Source organism: Dysgonomonas sp. UBA7630 (assembly GCF_002483985.1).
Taxonomy (GTDB): Bacteria; Bacteroidota; Bacteroidia; order Bacteroidales; family Dysgonomonadaceae; genus Dysgonomonas.
The window spans coordinates 139,271-162,414 of the sequence record NZ_DLIY01000012.1 but is presented as its reverse complement, the minus strand read 5'-3'; the positions used below and the strand labels follow the sequence as shown (position 1 = coordinate 162,414).

Annotated in this window: 18 protein-coding genes, 1 tRNA gene and 1 pseudogene; 6 read left to right on the top strand and 14 right to left on the bottom strand. The window is 33.8% G+C overall.

The window, feature by feature from the left end; translation table 11 throughout:
- From B3P17_RS04665 to B3P17_RS04630, 8 genes are all read right to left on the bottom strand, one after another.
- Nucleotides 1–1,152: a glycosyltransferase gene (locus tag B3P17_RS04665; RefSeq protein ID WP_291103874.1), complete on the bottom strand. Its 1,152-nt coding sequence runs from the start codon at nt 1,150–1,152 to the stop codon at nt 1–3.
- Nucleotides 1,149–2,039, bottom strand: coding sequence for a glycosyltransferase family 2 protein (locus B3P17_RS04660; RefSeq protein WP_291103871.1), 891 nt, complete (start codon nt 2,037–2,039; stop codon nt 1,149–1,151). The genes B3P17_RS04665 and B3P17_RS04660 overlap by 4 nt, the downstream gene beginning before the upstream one ends.
- A 16-nt stretch (nt 2,040–2,055) precedes the next feature.
- Nucleotides 2,056–3,105 carry an O-antigen ligase family protein gene (locus B3P17_RS04655; RefSeq protein WP_291103868.1) on the bottom strand — a complete coding sequence of 350 codons (1,050 nt, stop codon included), beginning with the start codon at nt 3,103–3,105 and terminating at the stop codon, nt 2,056–2,058.
- A 449-nt stretch (nt 3,106–3,554) separates the two neighbouring features.
- On the bottom strand, nt 3,555–5,678 hold the full coding sequence (locus B3P17_RS04650) for a GumC family protein (RefSeq protein WP_291103865.1): 2,124 nt from the start codon (nt 5,676–5,678) through the stop codon (nt 3,555–3,557).
- 6 nt (nt 5,679–5,684) lie between these two features.
- A complete protein-coding gene (locus B3P17_RS04645) occupies nt 5,685–6,416 on the bottom strand; it encodes a TolC family protein (RefSeq protein WP_135104324.1) in 732 nt (243 codons plus the stop codon).
- A gap of 32 nt (nt 6,417–6,448) precedes the next feature.
- The gene (locus B3P17_RS04640) at nt 6,449–7,600 is read right to left on the bottom strand and encodes a sugar transferase (protein ID WP_291103860.1); all 1,152 of its coding nucleotides are present in this window, start codon (nt 7,598–7,600) and stop codon (nt 6,449–6,451) included.
- Nucleotides 7,597–7,956 (bottom strand): response regulator, encoded by a 360-nt coding sequence (locus tag B3P17_RS04635; RefSeq protein ID WP_291104023.1) that lies wholly within the window; start codon nt 7,954–7,956, stop codon nt 7,597–7,599. Before B3P17_RS04635 ends, B3P17_RS04640 begins: the two co-directional genes overlap by 4 nt.
- Nucleotides 7,957–8,075: 119 nt before the next feature.
- Nucleotides 8,076–10,415 carry an LruC domain-containing protein gene (locus B3P17_RS04630; protein ID WP_291103857.1) on the bottom strand — a complete coding sequence of 780 codons (2,340 nt, stop codon included), beginning with the start codon at nt 10,413–10,415 and terminating at the stop codon, nt 8,076–8,078.
- A gap of 373 nt (nt 10,416–10,788) precedes the next feature.
- Between B3P17_RS04630 and B3P17_RS04625 the strand changes: the two genes are divergently transcribed.
- Nucleotides 10,789–11,523, top strand: coding sequence for a response regulator (locus B3P17_RS04625; RefSeq protein WP_414647332.1), 735 nt, complete (start codon nt 10,789–10,791; stop codon nt 11,521–11,523).
- A pseudogene (locus tag B3P17_RS15865) lies at nt 11,507–11,891 on the top strand (ATP-binding protein). The gene B3P17_RS04625 and the pseudogene B3P17_RS15865 overlap by 17 nt, the downstream one beginning before the upstream one ends.
- Here the strand turns inward: B3P17_RS15865 and B3P17_RS04620 are convergent.
- The 5 genes from B3P17_RS04620 to pepT all read right to left on the bottom strand — a co-directional run bounded on the left by B3P17_RS04620 (nt 11,888) and on the right by pepT (nt 19,364).
- Entirely contained in the window at nt 11,888–12,943 is a 1,056-nt protein-coding gene (locus B3P17_RS04620) for an endonuclease/exonuclease/phosphatase family protein (protein WP_291103854.1), read from the bottom strand. The pseudogene B3P17_RS15865 and the gene B3P17_RS04620 overlap by 4 nt on opposite strands.
- Before the next feature lie 13 nt (nt 12,944–12,956).
- Nucleotides 12,957–15,707 carry a PAS domain-containing hybrid sensor histidine kinase/response regulator gene (locus tag B3P17_RS04615; RefSeq protein ID WP_291103851.1) on the bottom strand — a complete coding sequence of 917 codons (2,751 nt, stop codon included), beginning with the start codon at nt 15,705–15,707 and terminating at the stop codon, nt 12,957–12,959.
- Between the two features lie 353 nt (nt 15,708–16,060).
- On the bottom strand, nt 16,061–16,738 hold the full coding sequence (locus tag B3P17_RS04610) for a neutral zinc metallopeptidase (RefSeq protein ID WP_291103849.1): 678 nt from the start codon (nt 16,736–16,738) through the stop codon (nt 16,061–16,063).
- A 135-nt stretch (nt 16,739–16,873) separates the two neighbouring features.
- On the bottom strand, nt 16,874–17,971 hold the full coding sequence (gene gcvT / locus B3P17_RS04605) for a glycine cleavage system aminomethyltransferase GcvT (RefSeq protein ID WP_291103846.1): 1,098 nt from the start codon (nt 17,969–17,971) through the stop codon (nt 16,874–16,876).
- 172 nt (nt 17,972–18,143) lie between these two features.
- A complete protein-coding gene (gene pepT, locus B3P17_RS04600) occupies nt 18,144–19,364 on the bottom strand; it encodes a peptidase T (RefSeq protein ID WP_291103843.1) in 1,221 nt (406 codons plus the stop codon).
- 273 nt (nt 19,365–19,637) lie between these two features.
- Between pepT and B3P17_RS04595 the strand changes: the two genes are divergently transcribed.
- Nucleotides 19,638–19,711: transfer RNA gene (locus B3P17_RS04595), tRNA-Thr, on the top strand.
- A 145-nt stretch (nt 19,712–19,856) separates the two neighbouring features.
- Here B3P17_RS04595 and metQ read toward each other — a convergent pair.
- Nucleotides 19,857–20,660 (bottom strand): methionine ABC transporter substrate-binding lipoprotein MetQ, encoded by an 804-nt coding sequence (metQ, locus tag B3P17_RS04590; RefSeq protein ID WP_291103840.1) that lies wholly within the window; start codon nt 20,658–20,660, stop codon nt 19,857–19,859.
- A 330-nt stretch (nt 20,661–20,990) separates the two neighbouring features.
- Here metQ and metN point away from each other — a divergent pair, with 330 nt between their 5' ends.
- Genes metN through B3P17_RS15815 form a run of 3 tightly spaced genes read left to right on the top strand, consistent with a single transcriptional unit; the run spans nt 20,991 to nt 22,923 of the window.
- Complete coding sequence (gene metN / locus B3P17_RS04585) at nt 20,991–22,022, top strand: methionine ABC transporter ATP-binding protein MetN (RefSeq protein ID WP_291103837.1); 1,032 nt, start codon at nt 20,991–20,993, stop codon at nt 22,020–22,022.
- A gap of 4 nt (nt 22,023–22,026) precedes the next feature.
- Entirely contained in the window at nt 22,027–22,668 is a 642-nt protein-coding gene (gene metI / locus B3P17_RS04580) for a methionine ABC transporter permease MetI (RefSeq protein ID WP_291103834.1), read from the top strand.
- Between the two features lie 51 nt (nt 22,669–22,719).
- Nucleotides 22,720–22,923, top strand: coding sequence for a rhodanese-like domain-containing protein (locus tag B3P17_RS15815; protein ID WP_349681154.1), 204 nt, complete (start codon nt 22,720–22,722; stop codon nt 22,921–22,923).
- Nucleotides 22,924–23,144 lie beyond the last annotated feature (221 nt).

Below are 23,144 nucleotides of genomic sequence, written 5' to 3'. Positions count from 1 at the left end.
TCAATGTTCTGTATGTATAAATTTCTTTTTTGCGCCTTTCATTCGGAATAGATTTATAATCATCAAAATAAACAGCTTCGGCAATTTTCTGAGTATTTTTATCAAACGTTCATTAACCATCTCATCCGGAATAGCAATGGCTAAAGATAAGCACATAAACATTAACAATATCCACCATTTTATAGCCCAAAATATATTAATAAATAAGAATAAAACTGCAACAACGAATATCAATCCCAATAAGATCAACCGAGGAAGCATAGCCCATTGTATAAGTTTATTACATAAATCGATATTTCCTGCTGTCAAAGCCTCTGAAATATATTTCATCCCTCTTACCAAATTGTCGTATTGAGAAGCCATCCATCTTCGTCTTTGATTGTAAAAGACTTGTTGATTCTGTACTTTCTGGTCATAGGCAAATACATCTTCCAGATAATCAATGTATATACCTTGTCGTAATAACTGTAGTTCTAATTCTTTGTCTTCTCCCACAGAAGATATGTTTTTAATATTCTTTTTAAACCATTTGTATTCGAAGGCCATCCCTGAACCACTAAGAGCAGACGATAAGCCTAACCGTATATGCCCTCTTCTAAAAAAAGAATTGTTTATCTCTTCGCTTGCAGCATCCAAGATAGCCATATCTGTCTCCGGTTCTTTTGCTATACGATGAACCTGTAGGGCTCTTATACCAAAGGAAAAAGCTTTATTTATTTCATTCAAAAAATTAGGACTTACCGTATTGTCTGCATCTATTATTACTACAGCATCATAATCATCTTTACTTAGATTATCAAGTGCAAAAATTAGAGCTTTTGCTTTTGTGCTGTCTTTGTAATTAGCAAAGAGTAGATCAACAGGTAACTGAGATAGTTCTTCGTTTGTTTCATCTTCCAGTTGATCCGATATAACAACAATATCGAAATGACTTTTAGGATATTCCTGAGCAAGGAAGGAGGTTACAGATGATACTATAACCTTATCTTCTTTGTATGCAGGGAAAAGAATAACATATTTGAGTTTGTTTTCTGTTTCAGGGTAATGTATCTTTCTTTTTTTTAGCGAAGCTATTGCAAATAGAAGAAGGTACAAAACAGAAAATAACATCAATGCAAATAATATTGAATCAACTATATTAATGATGTTCATAAAGTTTTTCTCATGTTAGTAAAACTAATTATTCCCCTTATAGAAGCTCGAACTAAATCGAAGCGCCCGTTGAATATATAGGTAAAAATACCTTTAGGATTGGCTATAAGAAATTGGTATAATATAGCTATTAATCGAATCAAGCCTTTCCTATTTCTCCATGCATACAATAATCTATTACGTGTCATATAATAACATCGCAAAGGACTATTTTGTCCTACACTCCGGCTTTCTTTATGAAATACTACAGCCTGAGGGTTATACCACAACTCAAATCCATTCTTTTTTATTTGCTCACACCAGTCTAATTCCTCATAATATAAAAAATATATTTCAGGCATTAGACCCACTTTTTTTATAATATCTCGCCTAAGCATCATTGCTGCTCCATGGAGGAATGGAGACTTAGCCGGTGTATCATATTGACCTAAATCAACCTCTCCAAAACCAATAAGACTATTTCTCAATGTGACTTGAGATAAATCGGTATAGCCTGCAAACTGAATAATATTGGAATCTGCAAATTTTATTTTCGGAGAAACAGCTCCTACAGTTGTGTTTGAATCTAAGAACTCTGCGAGACTTAATAATGAATCATCAATAATATATGTATCATTATTCAATAATAAGACGTATTTCCCCTTAGCCTGCATTATGCCCAAGTTATTGCCTCCTGCAAAACCTAAGTTCGAATCACTTTTTATACAATGTATGTTTTTATATTTTGCTTGTATTTCGGTGATTTCATCTTTTAAAGAAGCATTATCCACTATAATGATTTCATACCATACTTTTGACAGATGTTGCATTAAGCTATCTATCATATGGCATGTATCATTCATTCCATTATAGTTGACGGTTATTATAGATATATAGATATCATTCATATCCTTATGCAAAATCTTAATTAGAGTTATATTCGTTTTCTGAAGATAACTTGCTATTTTCGGTTTCTTTGTTTTCTATCTCTTTGTCAAAATACCGCCCCATCATAATAAATGTCATACATATATATAAAATTGGCCCGGTAGGGAACTGTTGTAGTACCTCATTGCCATAAGATGCAATTAAAATTCCGGAGAGGCCGGCTATTAATGCACTCATTATGCCCTTAAGTTCTTTATTTTTGATACGAAACAATATATCATATATACCTCTTCCTAGTACAAATAGAAAAATAGAAATAAAAAGAATGAGGCCTACAATACCTGTTTCTATCCATACATATATAAGAGAAGAATCGGTCGCTAAACCATACATGTGATCCTTTGAATCTGTGTGTTTAGCCTTTCCTATACCAATTCCAAACGGATGGGCAGGCATGAACTCCCGCATTTTTTTCTGATTTTCAACCCGAACATTGAATGACGCATCTTCGGTGCCATGAAAAGCAGTTCTCATACGACGTATATCAGCATTGCCCTGACCTATATTGGTGAAATTGAGAAAAATAAATAAGGATAATATAAGAAAAGTTCCACCAATAATAACTTTACCGAGCTTTGATATTAAAATAAAGGTTGCATATCCTGCAAATAATATGGCTAAAACCGTTCTAGTTCCCGATATAAGCATGCCATATCCAGCTAAGATAGCTACAATAATGAAAAAAAATCTTAGCTTTTTACTCTTGATATATAATGCACTTATTGAGAATACAACCATAGATAAAGCCATGCTACACCCAAAGTTAGCAGCATCAGTGAAAAATGAAAAATATCGTATGCCCGAATAAATAATATGTGTTCTTGCTCCGTCTTCAAGATAGAGCCAATGATTTTCAGCCCAATCAAACCCTATAAATTTTTGAATAACAGCCTTTAAAACAGCAAAAATGGTGAGGATTCCCCATAAAAGCAGTATTTGTTTCACATCTTTATAGTGTTTGAATAAAGCCGTGGTAACAACTACAAATAAGAATAAATAAAATCCCAACCCTCTCACTGAAGTCATCCAAAGCTCAATTGTTGTATATGGGTTTAAAATCTCCAAGATACAGTAAATAAGCCAAATAAGAGAAAGATATGTTAATGGATTATTAAATCTTTTCCAATAATCGACAGAAAAGAAGACCGTACGTACAAATAGAATAAATAGTATTAATAGCAATAAAGCATCCATTACTATTCCTCCGGAAATGCTCGAGACATACCGGCTGAGGCCCATAATTATGTAATTGACTATGAATAGAGTAATTAGAAGCGAATGAGGAAACTTAAAAAAATAGAATAAAATGAGGCATGCTATTGGAATGCATGCGAATAATATTCCGTTAATAAAATTTGTTGTATATATTGTTATCCCTAATATTGTCAGTAGTCCAAGAAAGAGCCCTAGATAAAAATATTTATCATAACATCTGGAATATATATCTGAGACTTTGCTCATTACTAGCTGATGTATTAATTATTGGCTTCGAGTTCTTTTTTAAGAGGTTTTAGCCCGGTTATATTTTCTACTACTGTATGACTTACATTTGTTAATAGAATCATAATCGGAACTTCTTTTGAAAGTCTTGTTATTTCATCAAAAATTAATTGATCGCTTCCTGTCCATTGTTTTTTTGCGTCGAGTAATATCAAATTAAAAGTAGCTGTCTGTAACAAGTTTTTAGGTATTGGATTTTCTTTTATTGAAGGATATTCAACAATCACAACATCGTCATTAACTACATCTATATCCAGATCTGATAATTTGTTGACTAATAGATAGCTTTTTGAAGAGTTAGAGAAATCTTTCTTCCAATCAATATTTTTTACGGATAAACCTATGCTTTTCCAATAATCCGATAAAGCATTTGCTATATATGTTTTTTGAACCCCTGGAGAAATACTGAAGAAGTTTATTATGCTCGGCTTTTCAGATGCGAAGTAATTTAATAAGTTATTTCCTAATAGCAGTATACAGGTTTCTTCATAAGATTTTCTGAATATTCTTTTACCTAATTTGCCTTCTTCAGGAAATACTCCTAACACTTTACCTAAAGTAATGTGTTCAGTTCGCATTTTATCCAATAATCTCCTGTCAAATAATTCTTTTAATAAGAATAGCCCAAGTATAAATATAAAACTGGAGATATAAGATCCTAAAACGATAGCTTTTCTTTTTGTTGGCTTTGACAATAGTGGAAATGTAGGTTCATTGAGTACTTTCAATGAAGCTGAGTTCATTTCTAAGCTTTTTAATCTTAATCGAGCCGTATTAAGGCTTGATAAAATTGATAGATAAGAACGTTCTAGAAAGTCGATACTTCTTTCTTTCCGCTTTATTGTGGAGCCTATTGGTGAGAAATGAAGATATTCCTGATCTAATTCTGAGCGTCTCCTTTCCAATACTGCAAGTTCTGCAGAAGCTTTTTCATTTTTCAATACTTCGTCAAGCCATTGAGATACAAAATTTGATGTAGGGTAGCCATCCTTTGTATATTTTTGATTACTCAATGTATTCATAATTACATGAAGATCACCTTCCGCCGTTTTTAGATCGGCCTTATACCGGTTAATCTGTCTTTGATTTGCAGGACTAACCAGAGTATCTTTGTAGAATGGTTCTATCTCTGCAATTTTACTGCGTAATTGAGATATAGTATTGAGTTTGGCGACAAATTCAGAGTTGTTTTTTATTGATGCTAAGTTTTCGGCTATCTTACTTTCAAGATGAGCAATCAATGCCTTAGAGCTACTGTATCTGAGCAAGGCATCCTGATATATCAGCTGGATATCTTTATCATAAGCTGCTACCTGTTTTGTTTGTTCATCGTAGTTAATAACACGGTTCTCGATATTGTAATTAGTTAGAGAATCTTCTCCGTTTTTAAGTTCCGCACTAACTTTAGCAAGTTCTTTTTCGAGGTAAAGAATAACATTATTGGTTGTTCCGAACTGGATATCCTGATACTTTTTCTCATACGCTTTATTTAGTATTACCAAAGTATTGTATGCTATGCCCGGATCATTTGCCGAATATGTTATTTGTAGCATATCACTGCTTCCCAGTTTCTTTACCGAGATCTTGCTTAATGCCTCATAACTATAGTGTGGATGATGCCAATTTAGTAATCCATATATAAAATTCGTAGGATCAGACTTTTCGTAAGCAAGAATATTTTCGAGCGTTTTTTCTTCTGATTTTTTATCTATAAGGGCCTGGACCTCTTTCGGTGTTATACTTAAAAGTTTCCTGTAATTGGAGGCTTTGATGTAAGTATTATCTTTTTCCGCATTACCATGTATCATATCTTGTACATAAAGCCTGAGTGCAACATCTTTCAATGTTTCTTTAGAAGTTACAATGTTTATTATATTTTCTAAAGTGTTATTTAAGATATTCCAGTTTTGTGTTGTTGGCTGTTCAGGATCTAGTCCATAACCGGAGACAACTCCTGTAAAAATTGTAGTTTCTACACCATACTCGAGGTTGAGATTTCTCGTAGATAAAATAACTAAACCAGATATTAGCAACGGTACAATCAACAACCACCATTTTATTTTATTGATGAACGTATATACACATCTTATTTGTTGCATATTCTTTTATTTAGATATAATTTTAGTTTTTGCCAATATCTCAAGTTGAAGTAGAGAGGAGTTTAAATCTGCTTTGGTTACCTCATATTCTGATGCTGCTGTTGTATATGCAGATTTTTGTCGACCTAGGTCTTGAACAGAGATTTTACCATTAATAAAATCATCTTCGCTAAGCTTCAATTGTGCTTCAGTAAATAGTAGGGCTTCAGATTTGATTCTTATTAATGCTAAGTCTCTCATTGCGAGACTGTACATTGTTGCTATACGGATTTTTTGTTCATCATACCATTTTTCTTTCTCAAACTCCGTCGCTTCCATATCCATCCTTTGTTTTCTTACCTTGTTCTTTCTATCAAACAGGTCATCTAATGGGATGGCTACAGAGACACCAAAGTTATACCAGCTTTGTTTATTGCCAGAATATTGATAAAATATTGGAGTGTTTGTATCCGAAAAAGTAGTATTGTTACCTATTATTCCATATTGATAGTTGGTAACTAGTTTAATAAAATTCAACCATCTTTTTTTTTCGGAATCCATCAAACTTTTATTTGCTTGCTTCTTTTTCTCATAATAGCTGAGAATAGGACTAGCTTTGGCGTTTTCGTATAGAACAGATATCGGTGGTAGCTGAAAGTCTAGATAATCTTTAGGCTTTAACTCTGTTATATCTTGAGCTAGCAGAGAGATACTACAAGAGAATAGGAAAAATGTAATGATGACTAGTTTTAGTTTCATAAATGTAAGAACTTGCAGATGCTTAATAGATGTTAAGCATCTTCTTTTTGTATAAATGAGAAAAATGTTTTAAAAATAATTTTGCAATCAAGCCATATAGAGTAATTGTGAGCATAATATATATCCAGCTGTTTTCTTTCTTCTGCTGACATCTTGCCCTCTCCTCCGCGCCTTTCCACTTGCCATAGTCCGGTTAATCCTGCCGGAGCTATAAAGCGTTCAATATATTCATCTCCGGTCAATAGCTCTGCTTCATAAAGAGGTAAAGGTCTATTGCCTACTATTGACATATCTCCTTTTAATATATTTATCAGTTGGGGGATTTCATCGATACTATATTTTCTCATAAATCTACCCATTTTTGTGACTCTGGGGTCGTGTGCTATTTTAAAAAAGGTTGTATCTTTTTTCTCTTTTTTCTTATTTAGATATTCATGTTCTGATATTTCGTAATCGTCTGAAACTAGTACCGTATCATCATTGATAATATCAGAGTTTGTTGTGCTTACTTCCGATGTTTTTTCTTTCGATTCTTTGGTGTACTGATTCATTGATAGATAACTAGAGAGGCGTTCCTCTGCATCTATATACATAGATCGGAATTTCAAGAAATTGAAAATGTAAAAGTTGCTCCCAACTCTTTTAGACTTATATAAAATAGGTCCTCTACTTTCAAGCTTGATTAAGACCATTATTAAAATCAAAAAAGGAGCTAGAACGATAATGGCTGATAGTGAAATGATTATGTCAAATATACGTTTACCTTTAGGTATTGTAAATACTTCATCAACCTTATTCTTTTCTTTTCTTTCTTTTTTATTTAGAATTTCATTCTTAGATATAAAATTAGTGATTGCTTTAAATACATCTGAATCAGCATACGGAGAAATAGTATTATTTGCTCCTGCCTCTATATATATACTAGTTTCTTCTTTTCCTATTTTTTTTGTAACGAGAATTATATATAGATTTTTGAATTTCTTTTTCAGGTATGCAATATTAACCTTATCTACATCAGGATTAATTTTTTCATATAAAAGAGGCTGGATTTTATTTGAGGGTAATTCTTTCAATATAATACCAGCCTCTTCTTTATTTTTGACTATAACTATATTTTCTTGTAATAACTCTTGAAAATGATTGATATATTCTTTATTACTACCTATATATATAATAAAAGTCATTTAAGGATTTTTTTTAGTCTAACTTTTAACTCCATGGGGTTAAAGGGTTTCAATATAAAATCTTCCGCTCCATTTTCTAATAATCGAACNNTACTGTTATCTTCACTAGAAAGGATAACCACGGGGATAGATTTAAAAAGCTCATTTTTTTTGATATATGCCAAAAACTCTTCACCGGTCATGAAAGGCATTCTCAAATCCAGGATAATCAAATCCGGTATCGAATTTTGCTCTAACCATTGAATTGCTTTTAATGGATTCTCAAAATAAATACATTCATAGTCTTCTCTAAAATAGTTAGCTATAACTTTGGCTATAGCTTCTTTATCATCAATAATTAATATTCTTTGCATTATTTCCTTTTTTTTCTGGGATTCTTAGGATAAACAAACAAACATGAAGATAGGAATAGTTTGTTCCAAATTTCACGAATATCCCAATTTAATAAATTAATTTGAGATATTCGTAATATTTTCTATTGTTCTAATAGATATACTTTATTTGTTTCGTAAGTTTCATACCAATTAGGATAATTTTGACCATTTGAGGACACCCATGATTTAAATTGAGGATATGCATCGATTATTCGAACCCACTCTAGTGGATATTTTAAAGATTGAGGAACTCTTATACCATATACTAAGTCAGATGTACTATAGTTTCTTCCAGAAGATACATCTGTCGATTTTTTTGTTGCCGCATAATTCCTTAAGTGAATTTCCTTCCTATTGGATGTATTATAGCCTCCGTTCACAATGAATACGTTTAGCATATCAATTAAAGATACATTCGAGATGTCTATCGGCTCGTTGAATGATATGCTGATAGTGATAGCTTTAGCCGGAAAATGAGTTTCTCCTGCTTTAGTATTTATTATCTGAGAAGTATTAGCCCCAAACAATGCGTGAGCATTATCTGTAAGCGGAATAACAGCATAATCCTGATCGTTTTCCACACCATTACTCATAGAGAAAACATCGCCACTGAAGCTAGTGTTTGAGTTTGTTATACTTTTAATATTACCTTTCAATACACCGTCCAACTGAATAGCAGCAGCAAGTCTTTTTGTAGCACCAACAGCTCTTACTTTACTTTGGATGTCTATTTTTGAAACCTTATTAGCTGCAGATAATGTAAATCCTAAATCTATGTCTAGAACAAAGTCATTCATGTCATAATCCCCTATACTTGGGTAATTATCTTCAAAAGCATAAGTATAAGTTGTTCCTAGTGTCGCACTTAGTGGATATGTTATAATAACTGGACCTCCTCTTTGAACAATATTTCCACCCTCGTTGCAGCTTGTTGCTTCAATGTCAACAGTAGACTCTCCTTTTCTTACAAAGTTAACATATTTAGTATCTGAAGGAACGTCATACCCTGTTGATCCTGAATTTGCAGGATAGTTCGATGACTCTATCTCTAAATAACCGGTAAATGCCGGGTGTCTCCATTCTGTGATTGAAAATTTTTCTAATTTTACTAATGCTTTATTGCCTGAAGCAGGACCATTTATACTAGTTCCTGAGTTACTGAATTTAAGTTCATTGGTAACGTTCATTATAGCATAAGATCCAAGATTTATTTTATTATTACCCTGAAGATCTAAAATGTTACATTTCAACAATGTTTCAGCAGCTGTATTTAATGTTGTGCCCTGGAAAGTTCCTTTATCATTGATGATAAATTTACATCCATTTTCAATTGTAGCATCATTAACTGTTATATTCTGAGTTGTAAATGCAGAATTGTTATTGATAACTGAGTTCTGTAAGAATGTATTGCCATTAACCGTAAATTGACCTTTATTGATAAAATTCGCATTATTGTTAATAGATAAGTTTTGAGCTGTCAAAGAACTCTCATTTATAACCTGGACGTTACTTGTATTTGCTGATAATGTACCTGATACAGACATTGTCCCATAATTAAACAAGCTCCTTATATTCGAAATGTTATTGATATTGAATACAGTACTGTTGTTTACTATTTGTCCATTTTCATTATTCATATCCACATTAACCTCTTTCTTATCCGCATTGAATTGCCCTGTTGTAGCTACAACAATTTTAGCCGAACCATTTGCTTTTATGTTTGAAGAAGTTTGTGTTGGAATATATTTTCCTCCATCTTGAATAATTATTTTTAAATTATTCAATTCTGTATTAGTTGAAGTGTTTTTCCATGTTCCTTCCACATATACGTATGCATCGTACCAAGAGCTATTGTTTATTTGCCCTTCAAATGTTTGACCTGCCGGTATCACATATTGATTGCTTGAATAGCTGATGCTATATGATGATCCGGATATAACGGTTGCATTAGATGGTGTTGTATATGTTCTTGTTGGCGCAGTATAATTTATGTCTAAACTTTTAGTTGATCCTGTTTTTAGTGTTGCTAGGGTTGCTGACTTTAATGCGTTAGAGGTATAAATTGCTCTTACTGATCTTTTTCCTGTTGGGTCAGTTTCTTGGACATACAAGATACTATCAGACTTAGCATATGTAACCTTAGCTTTAAATGGTTCATTTTTCTTAGCTAGGCCTTCTGCCAATAGTGATGCATTTGGTGAAATGATAGGGTTTTGATTAAAAACTTGTAATTTGTAATAATATGAACCATTGTATTGGTCGTCCACATCCAAATTGAGACTAATATTGGAACTTGTGGTCCAGTCAAAACCGGAAGGAACGGTTAAGTCTGATAATTCATCAGGTATTACCTGAGAATTAGGGTCATAATAATCTTGTTCACTGCAACTAGTTAGTAAAGCTATGAACAGCAATGCTGTATACGCAAATTTGATTTTCATAATTAAATAAAAATGGGGTTTTCTGATTGTCCTCAATATAAACTATATATAGTATAAATGGTTTTATAAAAAACTGAGTAAAAGTATATATATTTTCTTTATTATTAGTCATTTATTTCCAAAAAATATTATTGAAATATCTTAAGGTCATAGCTATAACAAAAATAAATATGCTCAAGTTCATTAAGAGAAAAAATTAACACATTATGATTCTTTTGAATAATTCAGCTTGTAATGTCTTCAATGTCTATCTTATGTGAACATGCCTTTTTCTTTTAAAAATGTCCCGTTTCGTGAACTTCATAGGCACTTGTTTGTTGTATCTAATATCCAATAAAAAATTTTTATTAAAACTAACACCTAATTATTTAAAATGAAAATAAATCATTCCGATTATACAATATTAGTGGTAGATGATGTGATGACGAATGTATTACTCCTTCAAGTGTTATTGGATAAGGAGGGATTCAACGTTGTTACAGCAAATGAAGGACAAGCAGCCATTGAAATAATTCGGAATGATGCGCCCGATCTTATCCTTTTGGATATCAATATGCCTAATATGGATGGTTTTGAAGCGATAAGAGAAGTGAAAAAATACTCATTATATAGAGAGATTCCTGTCATATTTTTAACTGCGATGAATGATGTTGACAGTATTGTCAAGGGGTTTAGATTAGGTGGGAGTGATTATATAACAAAGCCTTTTAATAAGGAAGAATTAATGGCCCGTATAATTCATCAACTCTCATTGCTTGCCGCTAAACGTATAATTGTAAAACGAACCCATGTGCTTAAGAAGACGATTCTGGATAGAGACAAAATGTATTCGGTAATAGCACATGACCTACGTTCGCCAATGGCATCGATGATGATGATAATGAATTCAATAATGCATGATGTTGATAAAGATAAAGTCGATCCGGCAATATATGAGCTTTTGAAGCTTGCAAATAAAACAACCGAAGATATATTTTCCCTCCTAGATAACTTGCTGAAATGGACTAAGTTGCAGGTTGGTAAGCAATTGGCTATTCCTCAAAGTGTAGATCTTGTACCTATAGTGAAAGGTACTACGGACGTCTTTATGAATGTTGNNCAGTATTAAGAATATCAAAATAGAATTTAATACAGAGGTTAAATCTGCGAATATTTTTTCAGATATAGATATGTTGAAAAGTTGTACGCGGAACTTAATCAGCAATGCCATTAAGTTTAGTTATGAGGGAGGATTAATTAAAGTACAAATAAAAGAAACTGATCATGAGTATATTGTATCTGTATCTGATAACGGATGTGGTATAAGTGAGGCAAATCAGNNCAAGCTATGGTACAGCTCAAGAAGAAGGTTCCGGTTTGGGACTGTTGTTAACATTGGAATTTGTTCAGAAGAATAATGGCAGACTATGGTTTGAATCGAAAGAAGGAGTGGGGTCTACATTTTTCTTTTCTCTTCCCAAAGAAATAAACAATTAATAGTTTAATACTAAATCCATGATAACGGGATTATGATCGCTATAAGCTTTCTTCGGTGAATCATATTTTATTCCTGTAATTTCTTTTGAATATAAGATATAATCAATCCGTAGCATATTTAATAAACCTTTATAAGTATGCCCAATGCCGTTGCCACATTCTTTAAATCCATCTTGTAGATCTTTTTTGATGGTCTTGTATGCATATGAGGTTGGGGTATCATTCATATCTCCACAAAATATAATAGGCATTGTACTCGAAGAAATTTCTTCTCTGATAAGATTAGCCTGAGATGCCCGTATTCTTTGGTTTACATTCATTTTACTAATGGTCTTATGCAATGAGTTTGGTGTGTTCCATATCGAACCTATTCTTTTCTGATTGAAGTTTGTCGTCTGTAGATGGGCACTGATTAATCGTATCGTTTTGTCTTCAACCAGCAAGTCTGTTGCAATGGCGCTGTTATTGCTATTGTTGAATAATATAGGCTTTATGTTTTGTATTGGATAGCGTGAAAAAATTGCTACTTTTAAATAAGCACTCCCATTTTCGGAGAAGGTATAATATGGTAAAAAGCTAAGACATTTTCTCAGAGAGTCTCCTATTTCCTTGTTGTTAGGATATTCTTGAATACAAAAAATGTCTACATTTTCTGTTTTTACAAACTCTACTATTTGGTGTAAATTGTCATAACTATCATTCTTAGCCTTATTTTCACTTATATTAAAGGTCATTACCCGTATATTCTTTCCTCCTGGATCTATTTTTGGAGAAGAGTTAGGAAGTTTGTAGCCGGCTCCTAGAAAACCAATACAGAACGTGATGGCAATAATGGATGCGATGATAAACCTTTTAGTAATAAGTAGGTATAAGCAGCTTAGTATATTGAGGATTAAGATTACAGGTAATATTAGTCCTATAAAAGGAATAATACTATAATCTCTAGGGTCAAAGAATGGGGAGAGGACACCTACAATTGTAGTGCCTGCAATGAGTAGACTAAAAATAACAATATAAAAGTTTACTAATTTTATTGCAGCAACTTTTCCCATTAAATTCAGATTTTTAAATAATATATTTATGAATAGTTTCTATTAATTTATCCTTGCAGATTGGCTTTGCTAAGAACTCATTACAACCTGAATCAATCGCTTTTTTTATGTCTTTTTCATAAGCTTTAGCACTAATTGCAATAATGATAATGTCAGGAGAAACTTGACGGATAATTTTTGTTGCTTCAAATCCATTAAGCGTTGGCATATTCAAGTCCATCAGGATCATATCAGGATTATATTCTTCAAACATTCTCACAGCCTCCACCCCATCTAGCCCCTGTAACAAAGTATACTCTTCTCCTATCATTGCATCTATCAGTTGATAACTATTATCATCATCGTCGGCAACTAAGATCGTACAATTCTGATCGAAAGAATAGTTCTTGACCGAATTATCAGTATTATTTATTTCTCCTTCCACGTTTTTTGTAGGTTCATATGGCAATGTAAAAGTGAAACAAGATCCTTTTTCTAATTCTGATTTAACTGATATTTCTCCACCAAGACGCTCTACTATAGAACGACAAATCGCTAAGCCCAATCCGGTTCCAATAGCATTGCTGTCAACTTGCATAAATCGTTCGAATATTTTATCTAATTGATCCTCTATTATTCCGATTCCGGTATCATTTACATAAACTTTGATCTTATTGTCTATTACCTCAAAACCATACTTTATATATCCTTTCTTCGTGAATTTTTGAGCATTAATAATAAGGTTTGATAGAACTTGATGTATTCTGTTTCTATCGGATCGTATCCATAACTCTGTTCCTATATTATTATAGATAAGTTCTGTTTCGGGATGGCATTGAGATGCGTATGTTTCATATATCTCCAGACATAACATGCCAAAATCAAAATCTTCGGGTTCAAATTCTACAATGCCGGATTCTATTTTCGAAAAGTCTAAAATTTCATTCACTAAGGCTAATAACCGACCACTATTGGACTCGACGAAATTAAAATAATAATTTCGTTTTTCCTGATCATCGGTTTCTGCTATAATGCGAGAGAATCCTAATATCGCATTCAAAGGTGTGCGTATTTCATGACTCATGTTAGATAGAAATGCAGATTTGAGCTTGTCTAACTGCTCTGCCTTCAACTTTGCTGTTGTAAGCTCTTTTTCTATTTTTTTAAGTTCTGTAATATCCCAACCTAAACCTATAACTAGAGATGAATTATCCGTTTCGCTGTTTAATCGTATTTTAAGGATATCAACATATCGGATATTTCCATCATCATCTACAAATTCCTGAAATACTCTTTGGGGAACTCCGGTTTCAAATACCCCTATGTCTTCAGCCCGATATCTCTCCGCTAATTCTTTGGGGAAAATATCAAAGTCCGTTTTATCGGAAAAATCATCATTTTGAACGAGATAAAATTGTGTTGATATCTTATTCCAATATATATATCTATAGTCGTTCAAAGGGTTTTTAATGAATACAGAAATAGGCATATTATCTAAAACCATATTCATGAGATTACGTGTGTTTTTACTTTCAATCTCAGCGTATTTCTGTTTCGTAGTATTTGACCAGTAACTCCATATAAATTTTGTACCGAAAGTATCTCTCGTCAAATATGAGATACAGTCAAAGTAAGAAGTCTTTTCAGTCTCACTATCTGTGTAAATTATATTATACTTATAGCTTTCATTCGATTCCAGATTTTTTAGAATAAGCTCCCATTGTTCTGTGTTAAGTTGTTTGAGATCTGATATTTTATAATCGGAAATATCTTTATCTTTTGATATATTATTGTGAAGTAAAAATTGTTGATTGGCAAATATTAGTTGGCCATCTTCCATATAAACTCCAAAAACATGATCGCTTGTCACATTATTCATGAAGTTTACTGTTTCATATTCCCAACGATTTTTTATAACATCATCTATATTTTGCACGTACCCTTCTATGATTGTTTCGCCTTTATATTCGTATACACTGGTTATTTGTGTTCTTATATAAGATACAATCGAGTAATTGTCTTTCGTGTAAACTCGTCTGTAGTCCAGGTATTTACCGTTGTAAATCCTGCCGTTCAGATAATCTATAAATGCCTCTTTGTCGGCCGGATGTATTTTAGATGAATATTCATCAATAGATATAATCGCTTCCTCTTCAACTATAGAGAATATATTTCCAAATCCGGAATAATACAACATTCCTACTTGAGGATTATATTTCCAATGTCCTATTTTTGCTATTTTTTGCGTTTCTTTTAGCTTTCGGTTGGCGTTATCCAACCTCTTTTTCATTTGGCTACGCTGAGTTATATCACGATATTGACAAAGTACAAACTCCTTTTCATAAAGTTGTATGATACATTTGAAATATATGGTGTTTCTTTTTAAAGGAAGATCATAGTTAAGGCTTGACGTTCCTCCATTTGTTACAACATCATCGAAATGAGCTTTAAAATTTAATGCAGTTTCTTCGGGGAGTATATCAAAAATATTTTGCCCTACAATTTGTTCCGATTTTAGAAACCAGTGATTTGATTTTATAATGCAATCTACACAGGTTCCGTCGTAGCGGAATAAAAAAAGCGAATCACAGGTTTTTAGTAAAATTTCAAAGGCTCTTTCTCTATCATGCAACAGATTAACATTGGTCTCCTCCGTATTACTATAGGATACATTCCCTACATATTTGTTTATTAATTCTTTCTGTAATGCAAAATTGTCATATTCCAGATCTTTTATGCGCTGTATCAATTCATCTTTGGAATATTGTCTATATTTTATATCCATTGTATATAGTGTATTAAAAGAGGAAACTATACTTATAAATACTATCAAAAAAAGATGATTATAACAACACCAATGAGGGTATAATGGTTTAGTGGTCTCAACGGTTTTGCCACTATATATTTTATCCAAAACTGGTTTTGTAAATTTAAAATATCAATCAAATAACGTGGAATATAGTATGATCAAAACTTTATTTAGTTTTTCTTATCTGTTACTGATTTATATTTGTTTTTTGTAAAAGTATAACAATGAAGTATAAAGCTTTCTGTCTATTTAGGGCAAATTTTAGGCTTACTTCATGTTTATAATTATAAAAAAGAAACTAATTACTACGCTTAATCCTCGTTTCTATGTTATAACTGTTTATAGGGGATATCAAAGATGTTTCCTTCTTGTATATTCCCTGTTTGGAGTCCTTTCTTCAACCAACGTATACGTTGAGCAGATGTTCCGTGATTGGAGGTGTCGGGAACCGTGTATCCTTGCGATTGCATTTGCAAGCAGTCGTCTCCAATCTGCGAAACTGCATTCAGTTCTTCTTCTATATCACCGTCTTCAAGCGAATTGAACTTTTCATTATCGTGACAGGCCCATACTTCAGCATAAAATTCAGCTTGTAGTTCAAACCTAACGTTAAGCTCGTTACTTTCTTTTTCCGCCAACTGTTGTTGCTTTTGTTGTACTTTTTGCACCGTACCCATCAAGTATTGTACGTGATAACCTACTTCGGGAACTATATATTTTAGCCCGTTCTGAGCAAATATGTCAGTCCATACATCTTCTGTATCGGCCAATATCGTTTTTGCAAAAGTAGCAGCAGATTCTTCTTGGGCAGATGACACATAGATTTTCTCCGGCGATATTATATCGGTTGCTTGCTGAGTCATAAACTCCATAGGGTTACCGCCAGCAAGCCCAATAATGAAACCAATTATGATTGTTCCGCCAATGCCTAAGGAAATTTTACCCGAAGACCTTTCTCTTCCACGGTCATCTACGTTGTCACTAGTCCTTCTGCCATCCAATCTCATATTTTGTATTCTTAGATGTTGCTCAAGTATACATTATAAATACAAACGTATAAAACAAAGAGATTGTTTAAATCTTCCTTTGCCTCTGTTTGTATCTCTTGCTGCTGCATCATGCGAAGAAAAAGTGTTATTGGATTAGTCCAATTTCCTGAATGGCGGTTTTACTACCTCTGCTTTCAAATTCTTTTCTCGTACTTTAATAAAAATAGGAGTTCCCAGCTTAGCATATTCCGGTTTTACATAACCTAGTCCCACTCCTATTTTTGAAGTTGGCGACATTGTACCCGAAGTGACTGTTCCTATTTTTTCATTATTTTCGTTTACGATATCGTAGCCGTGACGTGGAATTCCTTTTTCAAGCATCTTGAATCCACACAGTTTCCGATTTACGCCTTCCTGCTTTTGCTTTTCAAGTATTTCGCGAGCAGTGAAATCCTTTCCTTCTGTAAATTTGGTAATCCAACCTAATCCGGCTTCGATAGGAGTAGTTGTATCATCCAGATCGTTTCCATAGAGGCAAAATCCCATCTCGAGGCGAAGTGTATCGCGAGCACCCAGTCCTATCGGTTTAATGCCAAACTCTTCTCCTGCCTCAAAAATAGCATTCCATATATCTTCTCCGTATTCAGGGTAAAAGTATAACTCAAAACCTCCTGCTCCGGTATATCCTGTATTGGATATAATTACGCTCTCTAGTCCCGATCCCTTAAGACTACCAATAACAAAAGAATAATAAGGAATCATTGTTAGATCTATCTTGGTTAGCTTTTGAAGCGTCGCCAAGGCTTTAGGTCCCTGTATGGCTAATTGGGCTATCGTATCTGATGAGTTTTCAAGATCAGCCAATTCTTCATTATGATCTGTCAACCATTTCCAGTCTTTCTCTATGTTCGATGCATTTACTACTAACATGTATTTCTCGGGTTCGTAATGATATATGATTATATCATCTACTATTCCACCCTGATCGTTAATAATGGCAGTATACTGGGCTTTACCTATTTCAAGAGTCGCAACATCATTGCTTAACATTCTCTGTAAAAAAGGAAGAGCTCTGGATCCTTTTACCCATATCTCGCCCATATGAGATACATCAAATACTCCCACGCCTTTGCAGACGGTCATATGTTCATCTATAATACCTGAATATTCGATCGGCATGTTATAGCCCGCAAATTCATGCATCTTAGCGCCAAGAGCAATGTGGATGTCTGTAAATGGAGTTTTTTTCATTACTTATTATATTTCGTTATTAGTGTTCAATATTACTAAAAAGTAACAAAAGTAACACATAATAATATAGGTTTTACTTGTTACTTTTTATTATTTATAGTGTGTTTTCATATAATATAGATAATTTTATTCACATTAGAAAATGAATGGACCTATCTATATAAAGAGGGATTTATTTACTCGTTACCAATTCTGCAATTTTAACGATCACCTGTACAGCTTTTTCCATCGATTGGATAGGTACAAATTCGTAACGTCCGTGGAAGTTATGCCCACCTGCAAAGATATTCGGACAGGGCAACCCCATAAATGATAGACGTGCACCATCTGTTCCTCCTCTGATAGGTTTCACAATAGGGGCAACGCCTACAGCAGTCATTGCTTCGAAAGCCAAATCAACCACATGCTTTACAGGCTCAACCTTCTCGCGCATATTATAATATTGGTCTTTTATTTCTACAGTAGTACTATCGGGGTATAGTTTATTGATGAAAGCGATAGTGTCTAACATTACCTGTTTGCGCTTTTCGAATAATTCACGATCGTGGTCACGTATTATATAACCTATGGTTGCAGCATCTACGGTTCCCGATATATTTGTCAAGTGGTAGAAACCTTCATATCCGGTAGTATGCTCGGGACGTTCATTTGAGGGTAGGAGAGAGACTAGTTTGTTGGCTACTACCAATGCATTAACCATCTTGTCTTTCGCATATCCGGGATGTACGCTTCGTCCCTGTATATTAATTTTTACGCCGGCAGCATTAAAATTTTCGTACTCTAATTCGCCAATAGGTCCACCATCTATCGTATAAGCCCATTCGCAGCCAAATTTTTCAACATCAAAATAGTCGGCACCTGCGCCAATTTCTTCATCAGGAGTAAATCCTATTCGGATTTTTCCATGCTTGATTTTCGGATGATCTTTCAAGTATTTGATTGCAGTCAATATTTCTGCTATGCCTGCTTTGTCATCCGCACCTAATAGTGTTTTACCATCAGTTACTATCAAATCCTGACCTACATAGTCTTGCATCTCAGGAAAATCGTTAGGAGATAAAACTATATTAAGCTCTTTATTTAATATGATATCTTTTCCGTCATAATTTTTTACAATCTGTGGATTTACATCTTTACCCGTTAAATCGGGGCTGGTATCCATATGCGCAACGAATCCTATTGCCGGCACTTTTTTATCTGTATTAGCCGGAAGAGTTGCCATTATATACCCTTTTTCATCCAGAGAAATGTCTTCTAAACCCATTTCATACAACTCTTTTTCGAGTTCACGGGCTAGAACCATTTGTCCGGGAGTACTTGGTGTTGCACCTGTTTCAGTGCTTGATTCTGTGTCAAATTTTACATACTTCAAGAAACGATCTACTACTGTCATATTCTCTATTTATTTTTTATAATATTTTTATCGAAAAATCAAATTTGTTAACGCTTTGATATCTAGTATTTTCTTTCTGCAAAAGAGTTTCATACAAATGTAGTAAAAGGAAATCAAAGGAAAAAATTGAAATCATATTTTGTGAATATGAAAAATTTATCTACTTTTGTCGCGGGTAAGTCCTATACGGTCAGCTCCCGATTAATCCCCCAGGGTTTGATCGCAGCAAGGGCCGTCGGTTGTAGCGACGCGATATAGTAAGCTTACCCATCTGCCTCTTTAGCTCAGTTGGCCAGAGCACGTGATTTGTAATCTCGGGGTCGTTGGTTCGAATCCGACAAGAGGCTCAAAAAGACTATCCAAATTGGATAGTCTTTTTTGTTTATATCTATTTTTATCCTCAATATAATAATAAAACAGGGTTANNTAACCCTGTTTTATTATTATTATTATTATTGGAAGTACGTAATTTCTGCCTTTTGATATACTGAATTACCAACCTTTTACAGCTCCGCCCTTAAATACTTCTGCAGCAACTTTCTCTACCTCTTCCGATTGATACGATTCTACAAACTTTTTGATTTTGTCACTATCTTTATTTTCTTCTCGGGTCACAATCAGATTGACATAAGGAGACTCCTTATCTTCTGCAAAGACAGCGTCTTTAAGTAAGAGCCCTGCTTGTCCTGCAAAATTATTGTTGATGATAGATAAAGATACTTTTGCGTCATCTAAGACTCTAGGGAGTTGTGGCGCTTCTAGTTCTAATATCTCCAGATTTTTAGGATTTTCTATTATATCAACTAGTCGTGGAGAGGTTGCACCATCTTTGAGTTTTATCAATCCCGACTTTTGTAATAATAGCAATGCTCTGCTATTGTTTGATGCATCATTCGGGATCACTACTACACTTCCATCTTTCAACTCATCCAAACTTTTTATTTTTTTTGAATATGCTGCCATTGGATATACAAACGTATTACCTACGATGGCAAATTTATACCCACGGTTCGTAGTTTGTTCTTCTAAAAAAGGCTTTGTTTGGAATACATTGGCTTCTATATCTCCTTGATCTAATGCTGTGTTTGGCATTACATAATCACTGAATTGTACTAATTCTACTTCTAGTCCATATTTTTCTTTCGCTACTTTTTTAGCCGCTTCGGCTATTACGTATTCAGGGCCTGAAGATACCCCTACCTTAATATGATTTGGGTCGCTATTTTTTTTGTTTCCGCAAGATGTGAGTAGTATAAGGGATGCACATATAGTAATCAATCCATTTATTTTCTTCATACTGATATTATATTTTCTAAATTATTAAATAATGACTTGGCTAATCGTATTTGTCTTCAATGATAAAATAATAACCTGCAAATCTTCATCTAGCACAAAAGTAAAGAATCTAATTATAATAAAAAACTTATGACCTGTATAGTCTCTGCAAAAGTATAAGGCTTCCATTTAATCATAAATACCATAAATGAGGTATTTATTGTATAAGCGATATCGTTAATTTTGTGTTTTGTAAAGAACAAAGGAGAATATTGAAAATATAATTTTATAAAATAGCTTGGATTGTGTACTTTTGGCAAAATAATTAAAAGAAACAATCTATATATTTAGATGATTGAAATAAAGAATGTAACAAGGGTTTTTCAGGGAAAAAATACGTCTTCTACTGCTCTGTCGAATATATCCCTTACTGTCCCTAAAGGTAAGATATTTGGTATAATAGGAGAGTCGGGTGCAGGCAAAAGTACGCTGATTCGCTGCGTGAACTTATTGGAACGCCCTACTTCTGGCGAAATATATATTGATGGACAAAATATGATGACTTTGTCTCCTACGGAGCTCACAGCTACCCGAAGGAAAATAGGGATGATATTCCAACACTTCAACTTGCTATCCTCAGCTACGGTATTTGAAAATATTGCATTTCCCCTAAAGCTGAATAAAACACCTAAGGAATTAATTAGACAACGGGTTTTGGAGTTGTTGGCTCTTGTTGGTTTAGAAAACAAAGCTGATGATTATCCTGCAAAACTTTCGGGTGGGCAGAAACAGCGTGTTGCTATTGCGCGCGCTTTAGCTAATAATCCTCAAATCCTTTTGTGTGACGAAGCAACTAGTGCATTAGATCCGGCAACTACTTATTCTATTCTTTCGTTGTTGAAAGATATTAATAAGAAGATGAATATTACAATATTGTTGATTACACATGAAATGGAAGTTGTAAAAACGATTTGTGATGAAGTGGCTGTCCTCAACAAGGGAGAGTTGATAGAGCAAGGGCTGATCACTGAGATCTTTTCACATCCTAAAAATGAATTGACCAAATACTTTATAGATTCTTCTATAAGACTGCATATCCCTTCTAATTATTTAGATCGGCTGACAGAGCAATTTATGGATAATAAACATATGCTCATTCGATTGGAGATATCGGGACAGTCTGAAGCAAATGCAGTGCTATCGGATATTGCGAAGTTGTATGAGGTCAATAGTAATATTGTATGTGCTCAAATAGATCATATAAAAGGTGTTAAGTTTGGGGTTATGCTGATAGAATTACACGGCTTGCCAGAAAATGAAGTATTAGCTGTTGAGTATTTAAAAAGTAAAAATATAAACGTAAGTGTTTTAGGATATGTCTAGTGAAATGATCGATTTATTGTTAAAAGGGACAGGTGAAACAATCGTCATGACCCTTGTGTCCGGTTTTTTTAGTTTTTTGCTGGGATTACCACTTGGAGTTTGGTTGTATATAACACGCAAGGGACAGATAAAAGAAAATTTGCTATTGCATAATATCCTATCAACGGTCGTAAATATTTTTAGGGCTATACCTTTTATTATTCTTATTGTATGGATGATTCCTTTCACTCGCGCATTGGTGGGAACGTCAATAGGAGTTTTAGCTGCACTTGTTCCATTGAGTATTGGGGCTGCTCCTTTTGTTGCCCGAATGATAGAAAATAGTCTAATCGATGTGCCGAGTGGTTTGATAGAGGCTTCTCGATCGATGGGGGCTACGCCATTTCAGATCGTCAAAAAAGTTTTATTGCCTGAGGCATTACCATCCATTGTAAACTGTGTATCTATAACGTTAATTATGCTTGTCGGCTATTCTGCTATGGGGGGTGCTGTGGGAGCCGGAGGATTAGGGCAAATCGGTTACCAATATGGCTATGTTGGCTATAATCTGGAAATAATGAATATCGTTTTAGCTTTGCTCGTAATATTAGTCTTTATAATCCAATATACAGGTAATTATATTTCTAAGAAATTTGACCATCGATAACCGCTTTACTCTTAGAACATAATGAATAATATTCATAAATTCAGTTAGAGAATGAAACTATCTTATTTTTTATTTACAATTATTCTTAGTTTGGTATCTCTTTCTATTGATGCACAGATAGCTGATGCAGATACGTTGAGGTCTTTGGCTGCACGTAAAGGCACTGTTATTGTTGATGTGCGTACAGTAGAGGAGTACAATGAAGGGCATATCGAATCGTCTANNGATCTGTCGAAGTGGCAGACGAAGTGCTAAAGCCAAAACTGAGTTGGAAGAGGCTGGATTTACGAATGTATATAATGGGGGTGGCTGGGAACATCTAAAGGCTATTTTAGAAGCACGAGAAGAAGAGTAGCACGAGAAGTTTTCGTCCTTATAAAAAATAAGGATGAAGGTGTAAAATAGTATTCTTATTTTTGGTCAGAGTTCAGAAAATATACTAATTTTACAACACCGATTGCGAAAGTAGCTCAGTT